Origin of the sequence: Rubrivivax albus (assembly GCF_004016515.1) — a bacterium.
Classification (GTDB): domain Bacteria; phylum Pseudomonadota; class Gammaproteobacteria; order Burkholderiales; family Burkholderiaceae_C; genus Rubrivivax; species Rubrivivax albus.
This window is the reverse complement of sequence record NZ_SACT01000002.1, coordinates 612,897-633,621: the sequence shown is the minus strand read 5'-3', so window position 1 is coordinate 633,621 and position 20,725 is coordinate 612,897. Positions and strand designations below refer to the sequence as shown.

The 20,725-nt window shown below is 72.5% G+C and carries 17 protein-coding genes; 13 read left to right on the top strand and 4 right to left on the bottom strand.

Features of this window, described 5'->3' with window-relative positions; genetic code table 11:
• Nucleotide 1 precedes the first annotated feature (1 nt).
• Nucleotides 2–1,975, bottom strand: coding sequence for a methyl-accepting chemotaxis protein (locus tag ENE75_RS09180; protein ID WP_233258992.1), 1,974 nt, complete (start codon nucleotides 1,973–1,975; stop codon nucleotides 2–4).
• Between the two features lie 126 nt (nucleotides 1,976–2,101).
• Nucleotides 2,102–2,983 (bottom strand): phytanoyl-CoA dioxygenase family protein, encoded by an 882-nt coding sequence (locus tag ENE75_RS09175; RefSeq protein ID WP_128197963.1) that lies wholly within the window; start codon nucleotides 2,981–2,983, stop codon nucleotides 2,102–2,104.
• Between the two features lie 108 nt (nucleotides 2,984–3,091).
• On the opposite strand from ENE75_RS09175, the gene ENE75_RS09170 reads away from it, so the two are divergent.
• Both ENE75_RS09170 and ENE75_RS09165 read left to right on the top strand, forming a co-directional pair.
• Nucleotides 3,092–5,353, top strand: coding sequence for a TonB-dependent receptor (locus tag ENE75_RS09170; RefSeq protein ID WP_128197962.1), 2,262 nt, complete (start codon nucleotides 3,092–3,094; stop codon nucleotides 5,351–5,353).
• Between the two features lie 2 nt (nucleotides 5,354–5,355).
• Nucleotides 5,356–6,321, top strand: coding sequence for a BMP family lipoprotein (locus ENE75_RS09165; RefSeq protein ID WP_128197961.1), 966 nt, complete (start codon nucleotides 5,356–5,358; stop codon nucleotides 6,319–6,321).
• 28 nt (nucleotides 6,322–6,349) lie between these two features.
• Here the strand turns inward: ENE75_RS09165 and ENE75_RS09160 are convergent, their stop codons facing one another.
• Together ENE75_RS09160 and add are read right to left on the bottom strand one after the other, a co-directional pair.
• Complete coding sequence (locus ENE75_RS09160) at nucleotides 6,350–7,537, bottom strand: MFS transporter (RefSeq protein ID WP_128197960.1); 1,188 nt, start codon at nucleotides 7,535–7,537, stop codon at nucleotides 6,350–6,352.
• Entirely contained in the window at nucleotides 7,534–8,604 is a 1,071-nt protein-coding gene (gene add / locus ENE75_RS09155) for an adenosine deaminase (protein ID WP_128197959.1), read from the bottom strand. The genes ENE75_RS09160 and add overlap by 4 nt, the downstream gene beginning before the upstream one ends.
• A 71-nt stretch (nucleotides 8,605–8,675) precedes the next feature.
• On the opposite strand from add, the gene ENE75_RS09150 reads away from it, so the two are divergent.
• The 11 genes from ENE75_RS09150 to ENE75_RS09100 are packed head-to-tail and all read left to right on the top strand — an operon-like array spanning nucleotide 8,676 to nucleotide 20,634.
• Nucleotides 8,676–9,653 (top strand): BMP family lipoprotein, encoded by a 978-nt coding sequence (locus ENE75_RS09150; protein ID WP_199232249.1) that lies wholly within the window; start codon nucleotides 8,676–8,678, stop codon nucleotides 9,651–9,653.
• Nucleotides 9,653–11,200 (top strand): ABC transporter ATP-binding protein, encoded by a 1,548-nt coding sequence (locus tag ENE75_RS09145; protein ID WP_128197957.1) that lies wholly within the window; start codon nucleotides 9,653–9,655, stop codon nucleotides 11,198–11,200. Before ENE75_RS09150 ends, ENE75_RS09145 begins: the two co-directional genes overlap by 1 nt.
• On the top strand, nucleotides 11,193–12,308 hold the full coding sequence (locus ENE75_RS09140) for an ABC transporter permease (protein ID WP_128197956.1): 1,116 nt from the start codon (nucleotides 11,193–11,195) through the stop codon (nucleotides 12,306–12,308). The genes ENE75_RS09145 and ENE75_RS09140 overlap by 8 nt, the downstream gene beginning before the upstream one ends.
• A complete protein-coding gene (locus ENE75_RS09135; RefSeq protein WP_128197955.1) occupies nucleotides 12,301–13,269 on the top strand; it encodes an ABC transporter permease in 969 nt (322 codons plus the stop codon). The genes ENE75_RS09140 and ENE75_RS09135 overlap by 8 nt, the downstream gene beginning before the upstream one ends.
• The gene (locus tag ENE75_RS09130; protein WP_128197954.1) at nucleotides 13,269–14,063 is read left to right on the top strand and encodes a carbon-nitrogen hydrolase family protein; all 795 of its coding nucleotides are present in this window, start codon (nucleotides 13,269–13,271) and stop codon (nucleotides 14,061–14,063) included. Before ENE75_RS09135 ends, ENE75_RS09130 begins: the two co-directional genes overlap by 1 nt.
• The gene (locus ENE75_RS09125) at nucleotides 14,063–14,467 is read left to right on the top strand and encodes a cytidine deaminase (RefSeq protein WP_128197953.1); all 405 of its coding nucleotides are present in this window, start codon (nucleotides 14,063–14,065) and stop codon (nucleotides 14,465–14,467) included. Before ENE75_RS09130 ends, ENE75_RS09125 begins: the two co-directional genes overlap by 1 nt.
• The gene (locus tag ENE75_RS09120) at nucleotides 14,464–15,294 is read left to right on the top strand and encodes a purine-nucleoside phosphorylase (protein WP_233258991.1); all 831 of its coding nucleotides are present in this window, start codon (nucleotides 14,464–14,466) and stop codon (nucleotides 15,292–15,294) included. The genes ENE75_RS09125 and ENE75_RS09120 overlap by 4 nt, the downstream gene beginning before the upstream one ends.
• A gap of 8 nt (nucleotides 15,295–15,302) precedes the next feature.
• Nucleotides 15,303–16,073, top strand: coding sequence for a deoxyribose-phosphate aldolase (gene deoC / locus ENE75_RS09115; RefSeq protein ID WP_128198249.1), 771 nt, complete (start codon nucleotides 15,303–15,305; stop codon nucleotides 16,071–16,073).
• Nucleotides 16,074–16,096: 23 nt separating this feature from the next.
• Nucleotides 16,097–17,692: a bifunctional metallophosphatase/5'-nucleotidase gene (locus tag ENE75_RS09110; protein ID WP_128197952.1), complete on the top strand. Its 1,596-nt coding sequence runs from the start codon at nucleotides 16,097–16,099 to the stop codon at nucleotides 17,690–17,692.
• Nucleotides 17,689–19,017: a thymidine phosphorylase gene (locus ENE75_RS09105; protein ID WP_375138481.1), complete on the top strand. Its 1,329-nt coding sequence runs from the start codon at nucleotides 17,689–17,691 to the stop codon at nucleotides 19,015–19,017. The genes ENE75_RS09110 and ENE75_RS09105 overlap by 4 nt, the downstream gene beginning before the upstream one ends.
• Before the next feature lie 45 nt (nucleotides 19,018–19,062).
• Nucleotides 19,063–20,634, top strand: coding sequence for an inorganic phosphate transporter (locus ENE75_RS09100; protein ID WP_128197950.1), 1,572 nt, complete (start codon nucleotides 19,063–19,065; stop codon nucleotides 20,632–20,634).
• The last annotated feature ends 91 nt before the right edge of the window (nucleotides 20,635–20,725 follow it).

Genomic DNA, 20,725 nt, shown 5'->3' with positions numbered 1-20,725 from the left:
CCTACGGTGCGCGCTCGAGCACCACGGCGCCCCCGTCACCCTCCGGCAGCTTGAACCGCGCCACGCGGCCGGACAGCAGCCTGGCCTGGTCCTTCAGCGCGGCGGCGGCGGCTGCCGTCTGTTCCACCAGCGCGGCGTTGCTTTGCGTGGTCTGGTCCAGCTCCTGGGCCGCGCGACCGACTTCCTCCACACCTTGCGCCTGTTCCCGGGTGCCCGTGGCGATCTGCTCGATCAGGGTGCTGACCTCGCCGGCGTTGGACACCACGCGTTCGATGGCCTGGCGCGCCTGACCGACGACGCGGGTGCCCTCCTGCGACTGCTCGACGCTGGCCTGGATCAGGGTCTTGATCTCGCGCGCCGCTTCGCTGGAACGGCGGGCCAGTGAGCGCACCTCGCTGGCCACGACCGCGAAGCCGCGGCCGGCGTCGCCTGCGCGCGCCGCCTCGACCGCAGCATTGAGCGCCAGGATGTTGGTCTGGAAGGCGATGCCGTCGATGACACCGATGATCTCGCCGATGCGCGTCGAAGACTGGCCGATGCCGTCCATCGTGCGCACCATCTGCGTCATCACCTGGCCCCCCTCGGTGGCTGCGGCGGCGTTGGTCCGTGACAGGCCGGCGGCCTGTTCGGCGTGCGACGCGGTGTTCTTCACCGTGCCGGAGATCTCCTCCATCGACGCCGCGGTCTGCTGAAGGTTGGCCGCGGTCTGCTCGGTGCGGCTGGACAGGTCCATCGCGCCGGAGGCGATCTCGGTGCTGGCGTGCAGGATCTCGTCGCTGCCGTTGCGCACCTCGTGCACGATGGCCCGCAGCGAGGCCTGCATCTCGCGCAGGTTCAGCATCAGCCGTGCCGCCTCGTCCTGGCCCCAGGGCTCCGGGTGGGTGGTCAGGTCGCCGCCGGTCATGGCCTGCAGGTGGCGCGTGACTTCCTTCAGCCCGCCGTGCATCACCAGGTAGAAGCTGTAGAACAGGTAGGCGGCCAGCGACAGGGTGACGACGATGACGGCGGCCACGGTGGCCTCGTTGGTGCGCATGCCGGCCACGCGCGCGGCCAGCAGCTCGTCGAGCTGGTCGAGCATCAGCGACTGGGACGCCAGCATGGCCTCGATCACCTTTGTGCCGTCCTGCTGGATCCGTGCCGCGTCCGTCATGGCCTGCGCCGTTTCGTGGAAGCGGTGCATGGCCTGCTCCGCCGCTTCATAACGCAGTGCGGCAACCGTGCCCGGGTGCAGGGCCTCCACCTTGGCCAGGCCGCCGACCATGTCGGCATCCAGCCGGTCGCTGTTGAACTCGGCGCGCACCAGGGCGTCGGTGCGCTCGCGCGTCGGCTCGGCACCGCTGGCGATGGCCCCCGCCAGGGTCCGCATGGCACCGATATCGTTCAGCAGGCCCGGCACACGGAACACCGCCGCGTCCATCAGGTAGTAGCTGTCGACGTCCGGGTCCAGCGTCAGGTTGGAGCCATCGCTGATCAGCGTGATCAGGGCGATCGTGGCATCCACCGCGGCGGTGTGCTTGTCGAAGTCACCGCCGGACAGGCTGGCCACCTGGGTCTTGAGCCTGGCCACGGCCTGGCCCACGCCCATCGGGTCGCCCGCCGGCACGGCTTCGGCCTCCAGCTTCTGCATCAAGCGGGGCAGCTCCGCATCCAGCGCGGTCAGCTCCGCCGGCGCCTGACCGGTGGCCGTGGCCTGGGCGGCGAACATCCGCCGCGTCATCAGCGCCTGCTGCACCGGCATCGCGGCGCGCACGGCGGCCACGCCCAGGCGTTCCTTCTGCGAGAAGGCGATGTTGTCGGACTGAATCTTGAACCACGCGAAGGTGACCACCGCCAGCGGGATCAGGAAACACAGGGTGAGCAACGTGGCCTTGGCGCTGAACCCGAGCTTGCGGAACAGCCGGACGCCGGGCGCCCAGACGCCGTGGTGGGTGAAGAAGCCGGTCCGCTGACGGGCGGTCAAGGCAGAGTTGGACATCACGCAAGCCTCATGGGGGTTGTCGAGCACGTGGGCGAATCGATGCGTCGCCCACCGCGGTTCATGACAGTCCCAGGCATATCGCGCCTTCCTGGCAACACTTGAGGCCCCGGGCCCCGAAATTTGTTACCGCCTCACAAATGCGTGGTCGGTGCGTGCGGAGGCGTGCACGAATCCGCGGATGGGATCCCCGGCCTCGCCCTGCAGCCAGTTCTCCCCGGCGTACCGGGCCCGCCCGTCGGTCACGTGCAAGGTGCACGCCATGCGGGGTGCGGCCGAGCGGTTGGCGGCACTGCCGTGGGGCAGCAGGCCGTGGAAGACCACCAGCGTGCCGGCGCCGACCTCGAGCGGCCAGCACTCGGCCTCGGCGGGCCAGGGCGTGTCGTCCAGCGCCTGACGCACCATCCGCGCACCGTCGCGCACGAAGCGTTCGCGCAGCGGCCCGCGGTGACCGCCCGGCTGCACCCACAGACAGCCGTTGTCGCGCGTGGCGTCGTCCAGTGCCCACCAGAATGTCGTCACGGTCTGCGGGGTCGTGAAGAAGAAGCTGGCGTCCTGGTGCCAGCGCACGGCGCCGCCGATGCCCGGTGGCTTGAAGATCACCTGGCTCTGCCACAGCAAGGGGTCCGCCAGCCCGATGGCTGCGGCGATGGCGGCCAGCCGCGGGTCGCGGAAGAGGCGGTCGAAGAACGGGTCGCGGTCGTGCAGCGAATGGCCTATCTTGTTGACGGCCTGGCGCAGCGGGCGCGTGAGACGGCCCGCGGCGTCCAGGGCTTCGGCTTCGAAGAAGCAGCGCACGTCCCGGGCGGAGGCGAAGAGTTCGGCGTCGGTGGTGAGCGCTCGCTCCGCCGACGAGAAGACGGCGGCCTGGCCGCCCGGCGGCGGGCATGCGTCCACGATGGACCAGACGCGCTCGTGCGTGGCGGCCACGACGTCGGGCGCCAGGAACCTCGGTAGCGTGAGGAAGCCGTCTCGGTGGTAGGCCTGGACCTGGTCGGGGCTCAACATGTGGTCATCGTGCAACGGGTCTGGCGGGCGCGCCGGCGCCGGCCGATGATGCACGCTTTCGGCACGCGCCTTGCTGCCGCGCCCGCCCAGACCACCCCCGGAGGATCCATGCGCGCCCTGAAGAAGCTCCCGCCGCACCATGCGGTCGCCCTGGCCGTCCTGGCCCTGCCCCAGGCTGGTGCCTGGGCGCAGCAGACCACGCAGCTGCAGACGGTGACCATCACCGCCGAGCGGCGCGAGGAAAGCATCAAGGACGTGCCCAACTCCGTCAGCACGCTGGCCGGCGAGTTCCTGGACGTGCTCAACACCAGCGGCCAGGACGTGCGGGGCTTGTCGGGCCGGGTGCCCAGCCTGAACATCGAGTCCTCCTTCGGCCGCGCCTTCCCGCGCTTCTACATCCGCGGCTACGGCAACACGGACTTCCGCCTCAACGCGTCGCAGCCCGTGTCCCTGGTCTACGACGACGTGGTGCAGGAGAACCCCATCCTCAAGGGCTTCCCGGCCTTCGACCTGGCGCAGATCGAGGTCGCGCGTGGCCCGCAGGGCACGCTGTTCGGCCGCAACACGCCCGCGGGCGTGGTGAAGTTCGACTCGGTGCGCCCGGGCCGAACGATGGAGGGCTACGGCAGCATCGGCATCGGCACGCTGGGCACCACCAACCTGGAAGGCGCGATGACGATCCCGCTGTCGCCCACGGTGTCCACGCGGATCTCGGTGCTCGACCAGCGCCGCAGCGACTGGGTTGACAACGACTACGACGCCGGCCCGACCCAGAAGCTCGAGGGCTACCGCGACAGCGCCCTCCGCGCCCAATTGCGGGTGGAGCCGAGCAAGGACTTCAGCGCGCTGTTCAACCTGCACGCGCGTGACCTGGACGGGTCGGCCCGCCTGTTCCGCGCCAACATCATCGAGCCGGGCACCAACGACCTGGTCGATGGCTTCGACCGGGAGACCGTCTTCTACGATGGCAAGAACGAGTCCAAGTTGCAGACCGTGGGCGGCAGCGCACGGCTGAAGTGGAACCTGGGCGCGGTGACGCTGCACTCGATCACCGGCTACGAGAGCCTGGACACCTTCAACCGCGGCGACATCGACGGCGGCTTCGGCGCCAGCTTCCTGCCCGATTCCGGCCCCGGCGTGATCCCGTTCGCGTCGGAGACGGCCGACGGCATCCCCAAGCACCGGCAGCTCACGCAGGAGTTCCGCGTCGAGTCCAACGGCAGCGGCGCCCTGGGTTGGCAGGCCGGCGTGTACCTCTTCGACGAGAGCTACGACGTCGAGAGCTTCAGCTACGACTCGCTGGCCGGCGGCGCGCAGGACGGTTACCAGCGCATCCGCCAGAGCAACGACGCCTCGGCGCTGTTCGGCGCGCTGACCTGGCAGGCCACGCCGGCGCTGCAGCTGCGCGGCGGCCTGCGCTTCTCGCGCGACAAGAAGAAGCTCAGCGTGCTCGAGTACACCAACAGCGGGTTCGTGCCCTGCGTGCTGTCGGGCAAGTGCACGCTGGCGGAACTGGCGGCGCAGGAACCCGATGGCGATCTCTCCGCCAGCCCCAGCGACAGCAAGACCAACTGGGACCTCAGCGCCGTCTACGCGCTGAACAAGGACGTCAACATCTTCGCGCGCGCCGCCACCGGTTTCCGCGCCAGCAGCGTGCAGAGCGCCAGCGCGTTCAACGGCAAGTCCGTCGCCGGGCCGGAGAACAACACCTCGTTGGAGATCGGCGCCAAGGCCGACCTGTTCGACAAGCGCGCCCGCGTCAGCTTCTCGGCCTTCAGCTACACCGTCAAGGACCTGCAGCTCACCGCCGTGGGTGGTGCGGCCAACGCCAACATCCTGCTCAACGCCGAGAAGGCCACCGGCCAGGGCTTCGAGCTCGACCTCACCGCCTACCTGACGGAGAACATCCTGATGACGCTGGGCGTGGGCTACAACGACACCAAGATCAAGGACCCGGGGCTGGCCGTGGCTGTCTGCGCGAGCTGCACGGTGACCGACCCGCTCACGCCCGGCGGCCAGGCGCTGATCGACGGCAACCCGCTGCCGCAGGCGCCCAAGGTCACGACCAACCTGGTGCTGCGCTACGGCCGCGAGATCGCCGGCGGCGACTTCTACGTGCTCACCGACTGGGCCTACCGCAGCAAGGTCAACTTCTTCCTCTACGAGAGCACCGAGTTCACCGGCAAGGCCAGCCTGGAAGGCGGCCTGCGCGTGGGCTACATCTGGGGCAACGGCAAGTACGAGGCCGCGATCTACGGCCGCAACATCACCGACACGGTGCGCATCGTCGGCGGCATCGACTTCAACAACCTCACCGGCTTCATCAACGAGCCGCGCACCTGGGGCGTGCAGTTCAAGGCCCTGTTCTGAAGATGACGCGATGGTTCGGTGTGGCGGCCCTGGCGGCTGCCGCGGCCGCCGGCGTGCAGGCTGCGCCGGCGGTCATCTACGAGATGGGCGGCAAGTTCGACAAGAGCTTCAACCAGGCCGCCTGGGAGGGTGCCGAGCGCTGGAAGCAGGCCACCGGCAAGGCCTACCTGGAGTTCGAGATCGCCAGCCCGGCGCAGCGCGAGCAGGCGGTGCGCCGCTTTGCCGAGCGCGGCGCCGACCCGGTGGTGGCCATCGGCTTCCCGATGGCCAGCGCGATCGACAAGGTGGCTGCGGCCTTCCCGAAGACGCGCTTTGCCATCGTCGACATGGTGGTGAACCGGCCCAACGTGCAGAGCGTCGTCTACCGTGAGCACGAGGGCGCCTTCCTCGTCGGCATCCTGGCAGCGATGGCCACCAAGACCGGCACCATCGGCTTCGTCGGCGGGCAGGACATCCCGCTGGTGCGCAAGTTCCTCTGCGGCTACGAGCAGGGTGCGGCCTGGGCCGTGCCGACGGTGAAGGTGGTCTCGGCAATGACTGGCACCACGCCGCAGGCTTGGGTGGACCCGGTGCGCGGCGGCGAACTGGCCAAGGCGCAGATTGCCCAGGGCGCGGACGTGGTCTGGGCTGCGGCCGGCACGACCGGCCTGGGCGTGATGCAGGCCGCCGCCGATGCCGGCAAGCTGACCATCGGCGTCGACAGCAACCAGAACCACCTGCACCCGGGCCAGGTGCTGACCTCGCTGATCAAGCGCGTGGACCGCGCGGTGTTCGAGGCCTTCAATGGCGTCAAGCCGGGCGTCAGCGCGCTCGGGCTGAAGGAAGGCGGGCTGGATCTGGCCATGGACCAGCACAACGCCGCGCTGATCACGCCGGCGATGACGGCCAAGGTGGCCGAGGCGCGTGCCGCCATCGTGGCCGGCACGCTGCCGGTGGTGGACTACACCGCGGCCAACCGCTGCCGCTGACCGGCGCCTCCATCGGCGCCGGTGCTGCTCAGGCCGCGGCCGCCACCGTGTGGTGCCGCCGCCGGTGGTTGAACTGCAGCGCCACACCCAGCACCGCCACGCCGGCCCCGGCCAGCAAGGCTGCGGTGCCGACCCGGCCCACCAGCGCACCGCCCGCGGCCGCGCCGGCCGACTGGCCCAGGAAGAAGCAGCCGGCAAAGGCCGCCACCGCCGCGCCGCGGCGCTCCGGCGCCATCTGCGTGGCCTGGGTCTGCAGCGTGTTGTGCAGCATGTAGAAGCCCAGGCCCATGGCCACGAAGGCCGGTGGCGTCCAGCCCCAGGCCGGGGCCAGGGCCACCACCACCAGCATCGCGGCCACCGTGGCCCCGCCGGCGGTCACGAGCCAACGCTCGCCCAGGCGCGCCACCCACCAGCGCGCGCCCAGCGCGAACAGCAGGCCGCCGGCGGCGAAGCCCACCATCAGCCCGCCCGCGGTGGCCAGCGAGACGCCGAAGCGCTGGTGCAGGTGCGCGGCCACGAACGGGAAGGCGCCGAACAGGGCCGCGCCCTCGAGGAACACCGTGGCCAGCACCACGCGCGCCCAGGGCAGGGCCAGCACGGCGCCGAACTCGGCCCGCAGCCGCGGCCGCGCTGCCGAAGGCGCAGGGCGTGCCCCGGCAGCCGGCACCCGGCGCTGCACCTGCACCAGGCCCAGCGCCAGCAGGCCGAAGGCGGCGGCCAGCGCCAGGAAGGGCGTGCGCCAGTCCAGGTGTTCGGCCGCGAAGCCACCCAGCCACATGCCCAGCGCCATGCCGGTGATCTGGCCGATCAGGAAGCGCGCCAGCACCGGCTGGCGCTGCGCGTAGGGCACCACGTCGCCGATCCAGGCCATCGACAGCGGGATCACCGCCGCCGCCGTGGCGCCGGCGGCCAGCCGGGCGGCCGTGAGCCCGGCCAGGCCCGGCGCCAGCGCGCAGGCCAGCGAGGTCAGCGCCGACGCGCCGCAGGCCCAGGCGATGACGCGGAACTTGCCGAAGCGGTCGCCCAGCGGCCCGAACACCAGCTGCGCCAGACCGTAGGCCACCGCGAAGGCCGTGACCACCTGCGCCACCTGGCCGAGCGAGGTGCCGAAGTCCTGCGCCAGCCGCGGCAGCATCGGGTCGGCCACGCGCAGCGCCATGCCGCTGACGCCGGCGGCCAGCGACAGCGCGGCGATCGCGCGCACCGGAACCGTCATGCCGACCGGGCGGGCAGCGCGGTGTCCGCCCAGTGGTCGATCAGCGCCCTGGCGGCCTTGCGTGCCGACGCCGGCAGGAAGGACGCGTCGGCTGCGGCCCGCGTCATCTGCAGCAGGTCGGGCACCGTCAGGCCGCAATGGCGGACCATGTTCTGCGCCTCCTGCGCCAGCGACACCATCGACATCAGCCGGTTGTCGGTGTGGAAGGAGCAGGAGACCCCGGCGCGCCACAGCGCCGTGATCGGGTGCGCCGCCAGCGAGGGGTAGGCGCCAGTGTGCACGTTGCTGGTGGGGCAGACCTCCAGGTGCAGGCCGCGGGCGATGACGGCGTCCACCAGGTGGCGGCGTTCCGGGTCCGCAAGCGCGTCGGCCAGGTGCACGCCATGGCCGATGCGCACCGCACCCAAGTCGGCCGCTTCCAGCACACGCTCGGCCTCGTCGGCCTCGCCCGCGTGCAGCGTGATCGGCACGCCGGCCTCGCGCACGCGCATCAGCGCGTCGGCGTGGGCCGACGGCGGAAAGCCGGCTTCCGGCCCGGCGAGGTCGAAGCCGACGACGCCGTGGCCGTGGTAGCGCACGGCCAGATCGGCGGTGCGGGCCACCTGGCCGTCGAACTGGTGGCGCATGCCGCACAGGATGAGCCCGCTGGGCAGCGGGCTCTTCGCCAGGCCGGCCAGCATGGCCTCGATGGCAGCCTCCGCCGGCACGCCGTGCGGCTCGAACAGCAGCGGCGCGATGCGGAACTCCGCCAGCACGGCGCCGTCGGCACGGGCGTCCTCGGCCGCCTCGAAGGCCACGCGTTCCAGCGCCGGCAGGCTGGCCATCGCCGCGACCGTGAGGTCGAAGCCCTTGAGGTAGTCCACCAGGCTGTGCGCGAAGGCGTGGGTCTCGAACCAGTGCGCCAGGCGAGGCACGTCGGGCGCCGGGCTGTCCAGGCCGCGTTCGTGCAGCAGGTCCAGCAGGGTGGACACGCGCAGGCCGCCATCCAGGTGCTCGTGCAGCAGCACCTTGGGGCTGTGACGGGCCAGGGTCTCGGCGTCGGATGTCGGGGATGCAGGCGCGGGCATGAAGGATCGTAGCCCGGCCGGCCCGCGGCTTGCTATCCTGCGCCGCCATGTCCCCGACCGGAATCCGCGACATGGCTGCCTCCCTGATCCGCCCCGCCCTGGCCGCCGCCGCGCTGGCCGCCAGCCTCGGTGCCGCCGCCACGCCGGCGGTCGTCTACGACCTCGGCGGCAAGTTCGACAAGAGCTTCAACGAGGCCGCCTACCGCGGCGCCGAGCGCTGGAAGCAGGAGACGGGCAAGACCTACCTGGACTTCGAGATCGCCAACGCCACGCAGCGGGAACAGGCCATGCGCCGCATGGCCGACCGCGGCGCCAACCCCATCGTCGGCGTCGGCTTCAGCCAGGGCAGCACGGTGGCCAAGACGGCCAAGGCCTACCCCAAGCTGCAGTTCGCCATCATCGACGACGTGGTGGACCTGCCCAACGTGCAGAGCATCCTGTTCAAGGAACACGAGGGCAGCTTCCTGGTCGGCATGATGGCCGCGCTGGCCAGCAAGACCGGCAAGGTCGGCTTCGTCGGCGGCATGGACATCCCGCTGATCCGCAAGTTCCAGTGCGGCTATGCGCAGGGCGCCAGGCACGCCAACCCGAAGGTGGAGGTGCTGGCGGCAATGACCGGCACCACGCCCGCGGCCTGGGGCGACCCGGCGCGCGGCGGCGAACTGGCCAAGGCGCAGTTCGCCAAGGGCGTGGACGTGGTCTTCGCCGCTGCCGGCGGCACCGGCGTGGGCGTCTACCAGGCGGCCAAGGACGCCGGCAAGCTGGCCATCGGCGTGGACAGCAACCAGAACCACCTTCAGCCGGGCACCATGCTCACGAGCATGGTCAAGCGCGTGGACGTGGCGGTCTTCAACGCCTTCCAGGGCGTCAAGCCCGGCGTCAGCGCGCTGGGCCTGAAGGAAGGCGGCGTGGACGTGGCGATGGACGAACACAACGCGAAGCTGGTCACGCCCGAGATGAAGGCCAAGGTGGACGCGGCCCGCGCCGACATCATTGCCGGCCGCATCCAGGTGGTGGACTACATGGCCAAGAACGCCTGCCCCATCTGATGGCATCCCCCCGGCCACCGGCGGTGGCCATGCGTGGCATCCACAAGCGCTTCGGCGCCGTGCAGGCCAACCAGGACGTGGACCTCACGGTGCCGGCCGGCACGGTGCACGGCATCGTTGGCGAGAACGGTGCCGGCAAGAGCACGCTGATGTCGGTGCTCTACGGCTTCTACGCCGCCGACGCCGGCGACATCGCCATCGATGGGCAACCGCTGCGAATAGCTTCGGCGCGCGATGCCATCGCCGCGGGCATTGGCATGGTGCACCAGCACTTCATGCTGGTGGACGACTTCAGTGCGCTGGACAACGTGCTGCTCGGCGCCGAGCCGCACTGGCAGCTGCCGCGCGCGCGTGCCGCGCTGCGCGCCCGGCTCGACGCGCTGATGGCGCAGACCGGCCTGGCGGTGCGGCTGGATCGGCCGGTGGCCCAGCTGCCCGTGGGTGAGCGCCAGCGGCTGGAGATCCTCAAGGCCCTGGTGCGCGGTGCGCGCATCCTGATCCTGGACGAACCCACGGCGGTGCTGACGCCGCAAGAGACCGACCAGCTCTTCGGCGTGCTGCGCACGCTGCGCGTGCAGGGCACCACCATCCTGCTGATCACGCACAAGCTGCGCGAGATCATGGCGCTGTGCGACGCGGTGACGGTGATGCGCGCCGGCCGCGTGGTGCTGGACACGGCGGTGGCCGACACCTCGGTGGACGCGCTGGCGCAGGCCATGGTGGGCCGGCGCGTCAACCTGGGCCGTGACGCGCACGCCGCCCAGCCGGGTGCCGCGTTGCTGCGCGCCGAGCACCTGACCTGGCGGGACGCGCTGGGCGTGCCGCGGGTGGACGACGTGTCGCTGGCGCTGCACGCCGGCGAGATCGTCGGCATCGCCGGCGTCTCGGGCAATGGCCAGAGCGAACTGCTGGAGCTGCTGTCGGGTCTGCGCGCGCCGCAGCAGGGCCGGCTGAACCTGGGCGGCCAGACCTTCGAACCCGGCCACTGGCTGGACCCTCGACGGGCCCGCGCGTTGAAGCTGGCCCACGTGCCGGAGGACCGCCACGCCCGCGCCCTGGTGATGGACTTCCCCGCCTGGGAATCGGCCGTGCTGGGCTACCACCGCTGGCCGGCCTTCTGCCGCCGCGGCTTCATGCGCGCGGCGGCCATGCGTGACGCCACCGTGGCGATGATGCAGGGCTACGACGTGCGCCCGCCCGACCCCGGCCTGTCCAGCCGGAAGTTCAGCGGCGGCAACCAGCAGAAGCTGGTGCTGGCACGCGAGGCTTGGGCGCAGCCGCAGGTGCTGCTGGTGGGCCAGCCCACGCGCGGCGTGGACATCGGCGCCATCGAGGCGATCCATGCGCGTTTGCGCGCGCTGCGCGACGCCGGGGGTGCGGTGCTGGTGGTCTCGTCGGAACTGGACGAGGTGCTGGCGCTGGCCGACCGCGTGATCGTGATGAACGCCGGCCGCATCGCCGGCGAGCGCCCGGTGGCGCTGTGCGACGAGACCACGCTGGGCCGCCTGATGGCGGGTCTGGGCACCACGGAGGCCGCCCATGCATGACGGCGACGCGCTGCCGCGCTGGATGGACCTGCTGCTGCTGCCGCTGATCAACCTGACGCTGGCGATGGCCGTGGCCGGCCTGGTGGTCTGGGGCGTGGGTCAGGACCCGTGGCAGGTGCTGACGCTGCTGGTGCAAGGCGCCTTCGGCAGCCGCAGCGGCATCGGCTACACGCTGTACTACGCCACCACCTTCGTCTTCACCGGCCTGGCGGTGGCCGTGGCGGTGCATGGCGGCCTGTTCAACATCGGCGCCGAGGGCCAGGCGCTGATGGGCGGCCTGGGCGCGGGCCTGGTGGCGCTGTGGTGGTCCGACGCGCTGCCCGCACCGCTGATGCTGCCGCTGATGGTGCTGGCGGCCATGGCCTTCGGCGCCGCCTGGGCCGCGGTGCCGGGGGCGCTGCAGGCCTGGCGCGGCAGCCATGTCGTGATCACCACCATCATGTTCAACTTCATCGCGTCGGCGCTGCTGGCCTGGCTGATGGTCAACGTGCTCAAGGAGCCGGGCAACATGACGGTGGAGAGCCGGGCCTTCGCCGACAGCGCGCTGATGCCCGGCGTGCACGTGCTGCTGGGCGCGCTGGGCGTGGACTGGCCGGCCACGCCGCTGAACCTGAGCCTGCTGCTGGCGGTGGCCGCGGCGGTGCTCGTGTGGCTGTACCTGTGGAAGTCCGGCGCCGGCTACGCGCTGCGCACGGTGGGCTTCTCGCCGTCGGCCGCGCTGTACGGCGGCATCGCGCCGGCCGGGGGCATCGTCTCGGCCATGGCGCTGTCGGGCGCGCTGGCCGGGCTGGTGGGTGTCAACGAGATCGCCGGCGTGCACGGCCGGCTGCTGCTGGACTTCGTGGCCGGCGCCGGCTTTGCCGGCATCGCCGTGGCGCTGATCGGGCGCAACCACCCGCTGGGCGTGTGGGCGGCGGCGCTGCTGTTCGGCGCGCTGTACCAGGGCGGCGCCGAGATCGCTTTCGAGGTGCCGGGCTTTTCCCGCGACATGGTGTTCATGCTGCAGGGGCTGATCGTGCTCTTCGCCGGCGCGCTGTCGCACCTGGCCGCGCCCTGGCTGCTGCGGCTGCTGCGCATGGCACGGCCCCGCGAGGTGGCGCATGGATGAGCTGCAGCTCGGTGCGCTGATCGCCTCGTCGCTGCGCATGGCCACGCCGCTGGTGCTGTGTGCGCTGGCCGGGGTGCTCAGCGAACGCGCCGGCGTCATCGACCTGGGCCTGGAAGGCAAGATGCTGATGGCGGCCTTTGCCGCCGGCGCCGCCGGGGCGGCCAGCGGCAGCTTCGCCGTGGCCCTGGCCGCGGCGCTGGCGGTGGGTGTGGCGATGTCCATGCTGCACGGCTGGGGCTGCGTCACCCACCGCGGCGACCAGGTCGTGATGGGCATGGCGCTGACCCTGACCGCCGGCGGCCTGACGGTGGTGTTGGGTCTGGCCTGGTTCGAGCTCGGCGGGCAGACGCCGCCGCTGCCCGACGCGCTGCGCCTGCGGCCGCTGTGGGCCGTCGACCCGGCCACCCTGCCGGCCGGCCTGCGCGGGCTGGCGCTGGCGCTCGGCTCGCACAATGCCCTGGTCTACGGCAGCTTCGCGGCGGTGGCCGCGGTGTGGTGGCTGCTCTACCGCACGCGCTTCGGCCTGCGCCTGCGCGCCACCGGCGAGAACCCGGCGATGGTGGACGCCGCCGGCGTCAGCGTCGCCGGCATGCGCTATGCGGCGCTGGCGCTCAACGGCGTGCTGGCGGCGCTGGCGGGGCTCTACCTGGTGATGGCGCTGAATGCCAGCTTCAGCCCCAACATGACCGCCGGCCGCGGCTACATGGCGCTGGCGGCGATGATCTTCGGCAAGTGGCACCCGGTGGGCGCACTGGCCGCCTGCCTGCTGTTCGGCTTCCTGGACGCGTCGGCCATCCAGCTGCAGGGGGCGGCGCTGCCGGCCTGGCTGGGCGGCGGCGAGGTGCCGGTGCAGGCCATCCAGGCGCTGCCGTACGTGCTGACGGTGGTGCTGCTGGCCGGCTTCATCGGCCGTTCGCGCGCACCGGCGGCGCTGGGCCGGCCGTACGTCAAGGCCCGGTGATGGTGGGCCCCCTGATCGTCATCGCCCAGTTGCCGATGCACTGGACGCTGGCAGAGAACCTGCGCGAGATCGAGGCCGCCATGTGCTTCGCGGCCGACGAAGGCGCGGCGCTGTGCGCCTTCGCGGAACTGGCCGTCACCGGCTTCCACCGCGGCATCGTCACCGAGGGCGTGCCGCAGAAGGTGGACCCGGCGCTGCAGTGCATAGCCGACTGGGCGGCCGAACTCGAACTGGCCGTGGCCGTGGGCGCGCCCAGCTTCACGCCGGCCGGCCGCTTCAACAGCCATGTGCTGATCGACGAACACGGCGCGGTGCCGGCCCGGGTGCACAAGAACGGCCTCACCGCGCCCGAGGCCACCTTCTTCCAGGCCGGCACCGAGCGCCCCGTGGCCACGCTGGCCGGCCTGCGCTGCAGCGCCGTGATCTGCCGCGAGATCGAGGACCATGCGGCGGTGCTGGCGCAGCTGCAGGACGAGGCACCGGACCTGCTGTTCTGGCCGGGCCAGATGCGGCCCGATCCCGACAAGCCTCCGGTCGAGCCCTGGGCCCACGTGCAGGACGCGATGCGCCTGGCCCGCGACATGGGGGCCTGGATCGTGCAGAGCAACTGGCCCAACGCGCTCAACCGGCCCGAGGAGAGCGCGCTGACCGGCGCCAGCGCCATCGTCGCGCCAGACGGCCGGCTGGTCGCGCAGCTGCCGGTGCAGGGCTTAGGCGTCGGGCTCGTCGTGCTTGGTGACGACACCGTGCGCTGGGTGCCGCTGGACGCCGTGCACCGCACAATGCAGGGCTGATGGACGCCGACCTGCGCACCCGCCTGACCGCCGCCGCCACCGCGGTGCGGCAGCACGCGCACGCGCCCTACAGCGGCTTTGCCGTGGGCGCCGCGCTGGCCGACGAACACGGCCGCATCCACGTCGGCTGCAACGTCGAGAACGCCGCCTACCCGCAGGGCCTGTGCGCCGAGGCGGTGGCGCTGGGTGCGCTGGTGGCCGCCGGCGGGCGCGCGATCAGAGCCGTGGCGCTGGTGGCCGGCCAGGGCCGCCCGGCCACGCCCTGCGGCGGCTGCCGGCAGAAGCTGCGCGAATTCGCGGGTGATGCCGTGCCGGTGCACTGCCGCAGCGCGGACGGCGCGGTGCTGGACACCACGATGGGCGCGCTGCTGCCGCTGTCCTTCGGCCCGGAGGCCTTGGCGTGAGCGGCGGCAGCATCGGCACCGACGCCACCATCGCCGCCGAGCGCATCCGCGCCGCCTGCGACGGCCGCGTGCCGCGGCTGGCGCTGCTGCTGGGCTCCGGCTGGGCGCCGCTGGCCGCAAGCTTGCAGCCGCGCGCGGTGCTGGACTACGCCCAACTGCCGGGTTTCCCGGCGCTGGCCGTGGGTGGCCACGTCGGGCAGGTGCGCGTGGGCACGCTGCATGGCGCCGAGGTGCTGCTGCTGTCGGGCCGCAAGCACGCCTACGAGGACGGCGACCCGCGCGCGATGAAGGGTGCCATCCAGGCCCTGGCCGTGGCCGGCGTGACCACGCTGCTGCAGACCAACGCCGCCGGCAGCCTGGACCCGGCCATGCCGGCTGGCCGCCTGATGCTGCTCAACGACCACCTCAACCTGGTGCAGGCCAGCCCGCTGGTGGGCGAGCGCGACGACCGCCGCTTCGTCGACATGGCCGCCGCCTACGACCCGGCGCTGGCCGCGCTGGCGCGGCAGGCTGCACGGCAGGCCGGCGTGCCGCTGCACGAAGGCGTCTACGCCTGGGTGCTGGGCCCGCAGTTCGAGACGCCGGCGGAGATCCGCATGCTGCAGCGCCTGGGTGCGCAGGCGGTGGGCATGAGCACGGTGCCGGAGACCATCCTCGCGCGCCATGCCGGGCTGCGCGTGCTGGCCCTGTCGATGATCACCAACATGGGCTGCGGCCTGGCGCCCGAGGCGCTGAGCCACGCCCACACGCTGGCCGGCGCAGCGCGTGCGGCCGACGATGCGGCGCGGTTCATGGCCGCGCTGCTGCCGATGCTGGAGGCGGTGTGAGCACCCCGATGACGCCCCCCGAGGCCGCCCGGCTGGCGCTGGCCTGCCTGGACCTGACGACGCTGAACGACGGCCACGACACGGCAGGCGGCGAGGCAGACGTGGACGCGCTGGCCGCGCGCGCCCGCGGGCCCTTCGGCCCGCCCGCGGCGCTGTGCGTGTGGCCGCGCCTGGCCGCCTTCGCGCGCCGCGCGGCGCCACCGGGCGTGGCCGTCGCCGCGGTGGCCAACTTCCCGCATGGCGGCACCGACGTCGACGCCGCCGTGCGTGACACGGCGGCCATCGTCGACGCGGGTGCGCAGGAGGTGGACGTGGTGCTGCCCTGGCGCGCCTTCGCCGCCGGCGACGAGGCAGCGGCGGCGGCCGTGCTGCGTGCCGTGCGCCGGGCCTGCGACGGTCGCGTGCTGAAGGTCATCCTGGAGACCGGCGAACTGGCCGACGACGCCCGCATCCGCCGCGCGGCCGCGCTGGCGCTGGCCGAGGGCGCCGACTTCCTCAAGACCAGCACCGGCAAGGTGCCCGTGGGCGCGACTCCCGAGGCGGCACGGGCGCTGCTGGAGACCATCGCGGACACGCCAGGTTGCCGCGCCGGCTTCAAGGCCTCCGGTGGCGTGCGCACGGTGGCCGACGCGGCGCTGTACGCCGGCCTGGTGCGCGAGATCCTCGGTGCCGATGCCCTGGCACCTCAGCGCTTCCGCCTGGGCGCCAGCGGGCTGCTCAACGACATCGAGGCCGTGCTGGGCGGGTCGGCGCCCGCGGCCCCGTCCTCGGCCTATTGAAGCAGGTGGGGAAGGTGGGGCCGATGCGCCTGCTGGTCTCTGCGGTTGCCGCCCTGCTGCTCGCGGCCTGTGCCGCCACGCCGACCGGCCCGGTCACGGTCCAGGTCCTGGCCATCAACGATTTCCATGGCCACCTGGAGCCGCCGCGCGGCGGCTTCCGGCAGCCCGACCCGGCCGATCCGGGCAAGACCCTGGCCACGCCGGCCGGCGGCATCGCCCACCTGGCCACCGCGGTGCAGCAGGCGATGGCCGCGTCGCCGCACAGCATCTTCGTCGCCGCCGGCGACCTGATCGGCGCCAGCCCGCTGATCTCCGCGCTGGCGCAGGACCGGCCCACCGTCGACCTGCTTTCGCGCATCGGCCTGGTGGCCAGCGCGGTGGGCAACCACGAGTTCGACCGCGGCGCGCAGGCGCTGCTGGACCTGCAGCGCGAGGCTGGCTTCCAGTGGCTGGCCGCCAGCACGGTGGACAAGCGCACCGGCCGCACGATCCTGCCCCCGTACATCGTGCGCCGCTTCGACGGCATCGACGTCGCCTTCATCGGCCTGACGCTGGCCGCCACGCCCAGCATCGTGGCCGCCGACGGCGTGGCCGGCGTGGAGTTCCGCGACGAGGCGCAGACCGTCAACGCGCTGGTGCCCGGGCTGCGCGCCCGCGGCATCGAGGCCATCGTGCTGCTGATCCACGAAGGCGGCTTCCCGGCCAGGGGCCCCAACGACTGCCCGGCGCTGTCGGGCCCGATCACGCAGATCGTGCCCAAGCTCGACCGGGCCGTCGACGTGGTCATCAGCGGCCACACGCACCGCGCCTACAACTGTCGCATCGATGGCCGCCTGGTCACCAGCGCCGACCGCTACGGCACCGTGCTGTCGACCATCACGCTGACGCTGGACCCGCGCACGCGCGACGTCACCGACGCGAAGGCCGACAACGTGGTGGTCGCCACCGAGCGCTTCGCCGCCGACCCACGCATCGCCGCCGCGGTGGCCGCCTATGCCGAGCAGGTGCGGCCGCTTGCGGAGCGCCCGGTGGGCCGGTTGGCGTTGGCCTTGTCCAACGAGGTGGCGCCGACCGGCGAGATGCCGGCGGGCCGCCTGATCGCTGATGCGCAGCTGGCGGCCACCAGCGCCCCCGAGGCCGGCGGCGCGCAGATCGCGCTGATGAACCCGGGCGGCGTGCGCACCGCCCTGCGCCCTCGCGCCGATGGCATGCTGACCTTCGGCGACCTGTTTGCCGCGCAGCCGTTCTACAACAACCTGGTCACGATGACGCTCACCGGCGCCGAGCTTCAGGCGTTGCTGGAGCGCCAGTGGGCGGGCCAGCCGATGCCGCGCGTGCTGCAGGTCTCGCGCGGCTTCGGCTACACCTGGGACGCCGCGCGCCCGCCGGGCCAGCGCATCCTGCCCGGCAGCCTGCGCCTGCACGGCCGCGCCGTCGGGCCCGACGAGCCGCTGCGCATCACCGTCAACAGCTTCCTGGCCAGCGGTGGTGACCTGTTCGACGGCTTCAAGGCCGGCCGCGACCGGCGCACCGGCATGATGGACATCGACGCGCTGGAGGCCCACGTGCGCGGCGGCGCGGTGGTGGACGACACGCCGCGTCTGGTGCGGCTGAACTGATGCTGCCGGCCGAGGTCATCCGCCGCCAGCGCAGTGGCCAGGCCCTGTCCGCCGACGAGATCCGGGCATTCGTGCGCGGGCTGGTGGACGGCAGCTGGTCCGACGCGCAGGTCGGTGCGATGGCCATGGCCGTCCTCTGGCGCGGGCTGGACACGGCTGGCACCGTGACCTTGACCGAGGCGATGACGCACTCCGGCGCCGTGCTGGACTGGTCGGCCGAGGGCTTCGCCGGCCCGGTGCTCGACAAGCACTCCACCGGTGGCGTGGGCGACAAGGTCAGCCTGGTGCTGGCGCCTCTGCTGGCCGCCTGCGGCGCGGTCGTGCCGATGATCAGCGGCCGCGGACTGGGCCATACCGGGGGCACGCTGGACAAGCTCGAGGCGCTGCCCGGGTACACCGTGGACGTGCCGCGGCAGCGCCTGGCGACGGTGCTGCACGCCGCTGGCTGCGCCATCGTCGGCGCCAGCGCGGCCGTGGCGCCGGCCGACCGGCGGCTCTACGCCATCCGCGACGTCACCGCCACCGTCGAATCGCTGCCGCTGATCGTGGCCAGCATCCTGAGCAAGAAGCGCGCGGCCGGCCTGCAGGCGCTGGTGATGGACGTCAAGTGCGGCAACGGCGCCTTCTGCCCCACGGCAGCCGAAGCGATGCCGCTGGCGCAGGCCCTGGTGGACGTGGCCGGCGGCGCCGGCCTGCCCACCGTGGCCCTGGTGACCGACATGGACGCCGTGCTCGGCCGCAGCGCCGGCAACGCCCTGGAAGTGGCCGAGGCGATGGTGCTGCTGCGCGGCGAGCGCAGAGACGACCCGGCGCTGAGCCGCCTGCGCGACCTGTGCCTGGCGCTGGCCGCCGAGGCGCTGGTGCTCGGCGGGCTGGTGCCGGACGTGGGCGCCGCGCAGGCCCTGGCCGCGGCACGTTTGGCCGAGGGCCACGCGGCCGAGCGTTTCGCATTCATGGTGGCGGGCCTGGGCGGGCCGGCCGACGTCTGGCAAGAGGCCGGGCTACCGGTGGCACCGGTGCGCTGCCCCGTGCCAGCCGCGCGCGACGGCGTGATCGGCCGACACGACACGCGGGCGCTGGGCCTGGCGGTCGTGGCCCTCGGCGGCGGTCGCCAGCGACCCGGCGACGCCGTGGATCCGCGCGTGGGCCTGGCCGACGTGCGCGCGCCCGGCGAGGCGGTGCGCGCCGGCGAGCCGCTGGCCTGGGTGCACGCAGCCGACGCCCGCAGCGCCGAAGCCGCCATGACCGCGGTGGCGGCGGCGATGCCGGTGCAGGACGCTGCGCCCCCGGCTTCGGCCCTGGTGCAGGCCGTGCTGGGCCGGTGACAGCGGTGTGACTGTCACAATCCGCCCCGACATCGGGAGCGGGTGATGGAATTCAGCAGCCTCAAGAAGTTCGAGAAGGCCGGCAAGCGCGGGCGGAGCGAATCGATGCGCCTGGGCGTGGGCCTGCTGTTCGCGGTGGCCATCATGCTCTACACCGCGCTCACGCAGGGCGTGGCCGGGCCGCAGGGTGTGTTCCTGGTGGCCGCCGCGGTGATCGGCGGCTACATGGCGATGAACATCGGCGCCAACGACGTGGCCAACAACGTCGGCCCGGCGGTGGGCTCGCGGGCGATCTCGCTGGTGGGCGCCATCGCGCTGGCGGCGGTGTGCGAGATGGCCGGGGCGCTGATCGCCGGCGGCGACGTGGTCTCCACCATCCAGAAGGGCATCGTGAAGGCCGACGCGGTGGCCGACCCGGCACACTTCGTCTGGCTGATGACGGCGGCACTGCTGGCCGGTGCGCTGTGGCTGAACATCGCCACCGCGTCGGGTGCGCCGGTGTCGACCACGCACTCGATCATCGGGGCCGTGCTCGGCGCCGGCCTCGCCGCCGGCGGCCTGGACGCGGCCAATTGGGGACGCCTGGGCGAGATCGCCGCCAGCTGGGTGATCTCGCCGCTTTTGGGCGGTGGCATCGCCGCGGCCTTCCTGTACTGGATCAAGCGCGGCATCACCTGGCAGACCGACATGGTGGCGGCCGCGCGCCGCATGGTGCCGTTGCTGATCGCGCTGATGGTCGCGGCCTTTGCCACCTACCTGGCGCTCAAGGGGCTGAGCAAGCTGGTGAAGGTGGGCATCGGCATGGCGCTGGCCATCGGCGCCGTGCTGGGCGTGCTGGGCTGGCTGGGCAGCCGCGCCTGGGTGGAGCGCCAGGTGCCGTCGATGTTCAACACCAAGGACAGTATCAACGGCCTGTTCACGCTGCCGCTGATCTTCTCCGCCGCGCTGCTGAGCTTTGCCCACGGCGCCAACGACGTGGCCAATGCCGTGGGCCCGCTGGCCGCCATCGCCGAGGTGGTGCGAAGCGGCGCCGTCGGCGGCAAGGCGCCGATCCCGCTGTGGGTGATGTTCGTCGGCGCCGTCGGCATCGCGCTGGGCCTGCTGCTCTACGGGCCGCGGCTGATCCGCAAGGTGGGCAGCGAGATCACCGAGCTCGACCAGATGCGGGCCTTCTGCATCGCGATGTCGGCCGCGGTGACGGTGATCGTGGCCTCGCAGCTGGGCCTGCCGGTCAGCTCCACCCACATCGCGGTCGGCGGCGTGTTCGGCGTTGGCTTCCTGCGCGAATACCTCAAGCGCCGCCATGCCGGCGCGCTGGAGTTCATCAAGCTGCACCACGCCGGCGAGGACAAGGCGGTGGTCGAGCGCTTCATCGACCAGTTCCAGGCCGCCACGCTGGAAGGCAAGCGCGAATTGCTCGACCAGCTCAAGCAGCATGCCGCGCCCGCGGTGCTGAGCAAGTTCGAGCGCAAGCAGCTGCGCAAGGTCTACAAGCAGCAGCTGGTCAAGCGCTCCGAGGTGCTGAAGATCGCGGCGGCCTGGGTCATCACCGTGCCGGCCACGGCCGTGATGGCGGCGCTGCTGTACTACATGATCTTCGGCATGGTGCACGCCTGAGCGGGACGGCCGCCAGCGAAGGGGCGAGCGCATGCCTGCAAGGACGCGCCAGAATCCGGCAGGTGGCCGCTCTCCTCCGCATGCAAGTGCT

What these genes read in the sequence shown, in the direction of transcription:
- ENE75_RS09180 (WP_233258992.1), bottom strand. Translation starts at nt 1,975, where the DNA reads ATGTCCAACTCTGCCTTGACCGCCCGTCAGCGGACCGGCTTCTTCACC.
- ENE75_RS09175 (WP_128197963.1), bottom strand. Translation starts at nt 2,983, where the DNA reads ATGTTGAGCCCCGACCAGGTCCAGGCCTACCACCGAGACGGCTTCCTC.
- ENE75_RS09170 (WP_128197962.1), top strand. Translation starts at nt 3,092, where the DNA reads ATGCGCGCCCTGAAGAAGCTCCCGCCGCACCATGCGGTCGCCCTGGCC.
- ENE75_RS09165 (WP_128197961.1), top strand. Translation starts at nt 5,356, where the DNA reads ATGACGCGATGGTTCGGTGTGGCGGCCCTGGCGGCTGCCGCGGCCGCC.
- ENE75_RS09160 (WP_128197960.1), bottom strand. Translation starts at nt 7,537, where the DNA reads ATGACGGTTCCGGTGCGCGCGATCGCCGCGCTGTCGCTGGCCGCCGGC.
- add (WP_128197959.1), bottom strand. Translation starts at nt 8,604, where the DNA reads ATGCCCGCGCCTGCATCCCCGACATCCGACGCCGAGACCCTGGCCCGT.
- ENE75_RS09150 (WP_199232249.1), top strand. Translation starts at nt 8,676, where the DNA reads ATGGCTGCCTCCCTGATCCGCCCCGCCCTGGCCGCCGCCGCGCTGGCC.
- ENE75_RS09145 (WP_128197957.1), top strand. Translation starts at nt 9,653, where the DNA reads ATGGCATCCCCCCGGCCACCGGCGGTGGCCATGCGTGGCATCCACAAG.
- ENE75_RS09140 (WP_128197956.1), top strand. Translation starts at nt 11,193, where the DNA reads ATGCATGACGGCGACGCGCTGCCGCGCTGGATGGACCTGCTGCTGCTG.
- ENE75_RS09135 (WP_128197955.1), top strand. Translation starts at nt 12,301, where the DNA reads ATGGATGAGCTGCAGCTCGGTGCGCTGATCGCCTCGTCGCTGCGCATG.
- ENE75_RS09130 (WP_128197954.1), top strand. Translation starts at nt 13,269, where the DNA reads ATGGTGGGCCCCCTGATCGTCATCGCCCAGTTGCCGATGCACTGGACG.
- ENE75_RS09125 (WP_128197953.1), top strand. Translation starts at nt 14,063, where the DNA reads ATGGACGCCGACCTGCGCACCCGCCTGACCGCCGCCGCCACCGCGGTG.
- deoC (WP_128198249.1), top strand. Translation starts at nt 15,303, where the DNA reads ATGACGCCCCCCGAGGCCGCCCGGCTGGCGCTGGCCTGCCTGGACCTG.
- ENE75_RS09110 (WP_128197952.1), top strand. Translation starts at nt 16,097, where the DNA reads ATGCGCCTGCTGGTCTCTGCGGTTGCCGCCCTGCTGCTCGCGGCCTGT.
- ENE75_RS09100 (WP_128197950.1), top strand. Translation starts at nt 19,063, where the DNA reads ATGGAATTCAGCAGCCTCAAGAAGTTCGAGAAGGCCGGCAAGCGCGGG.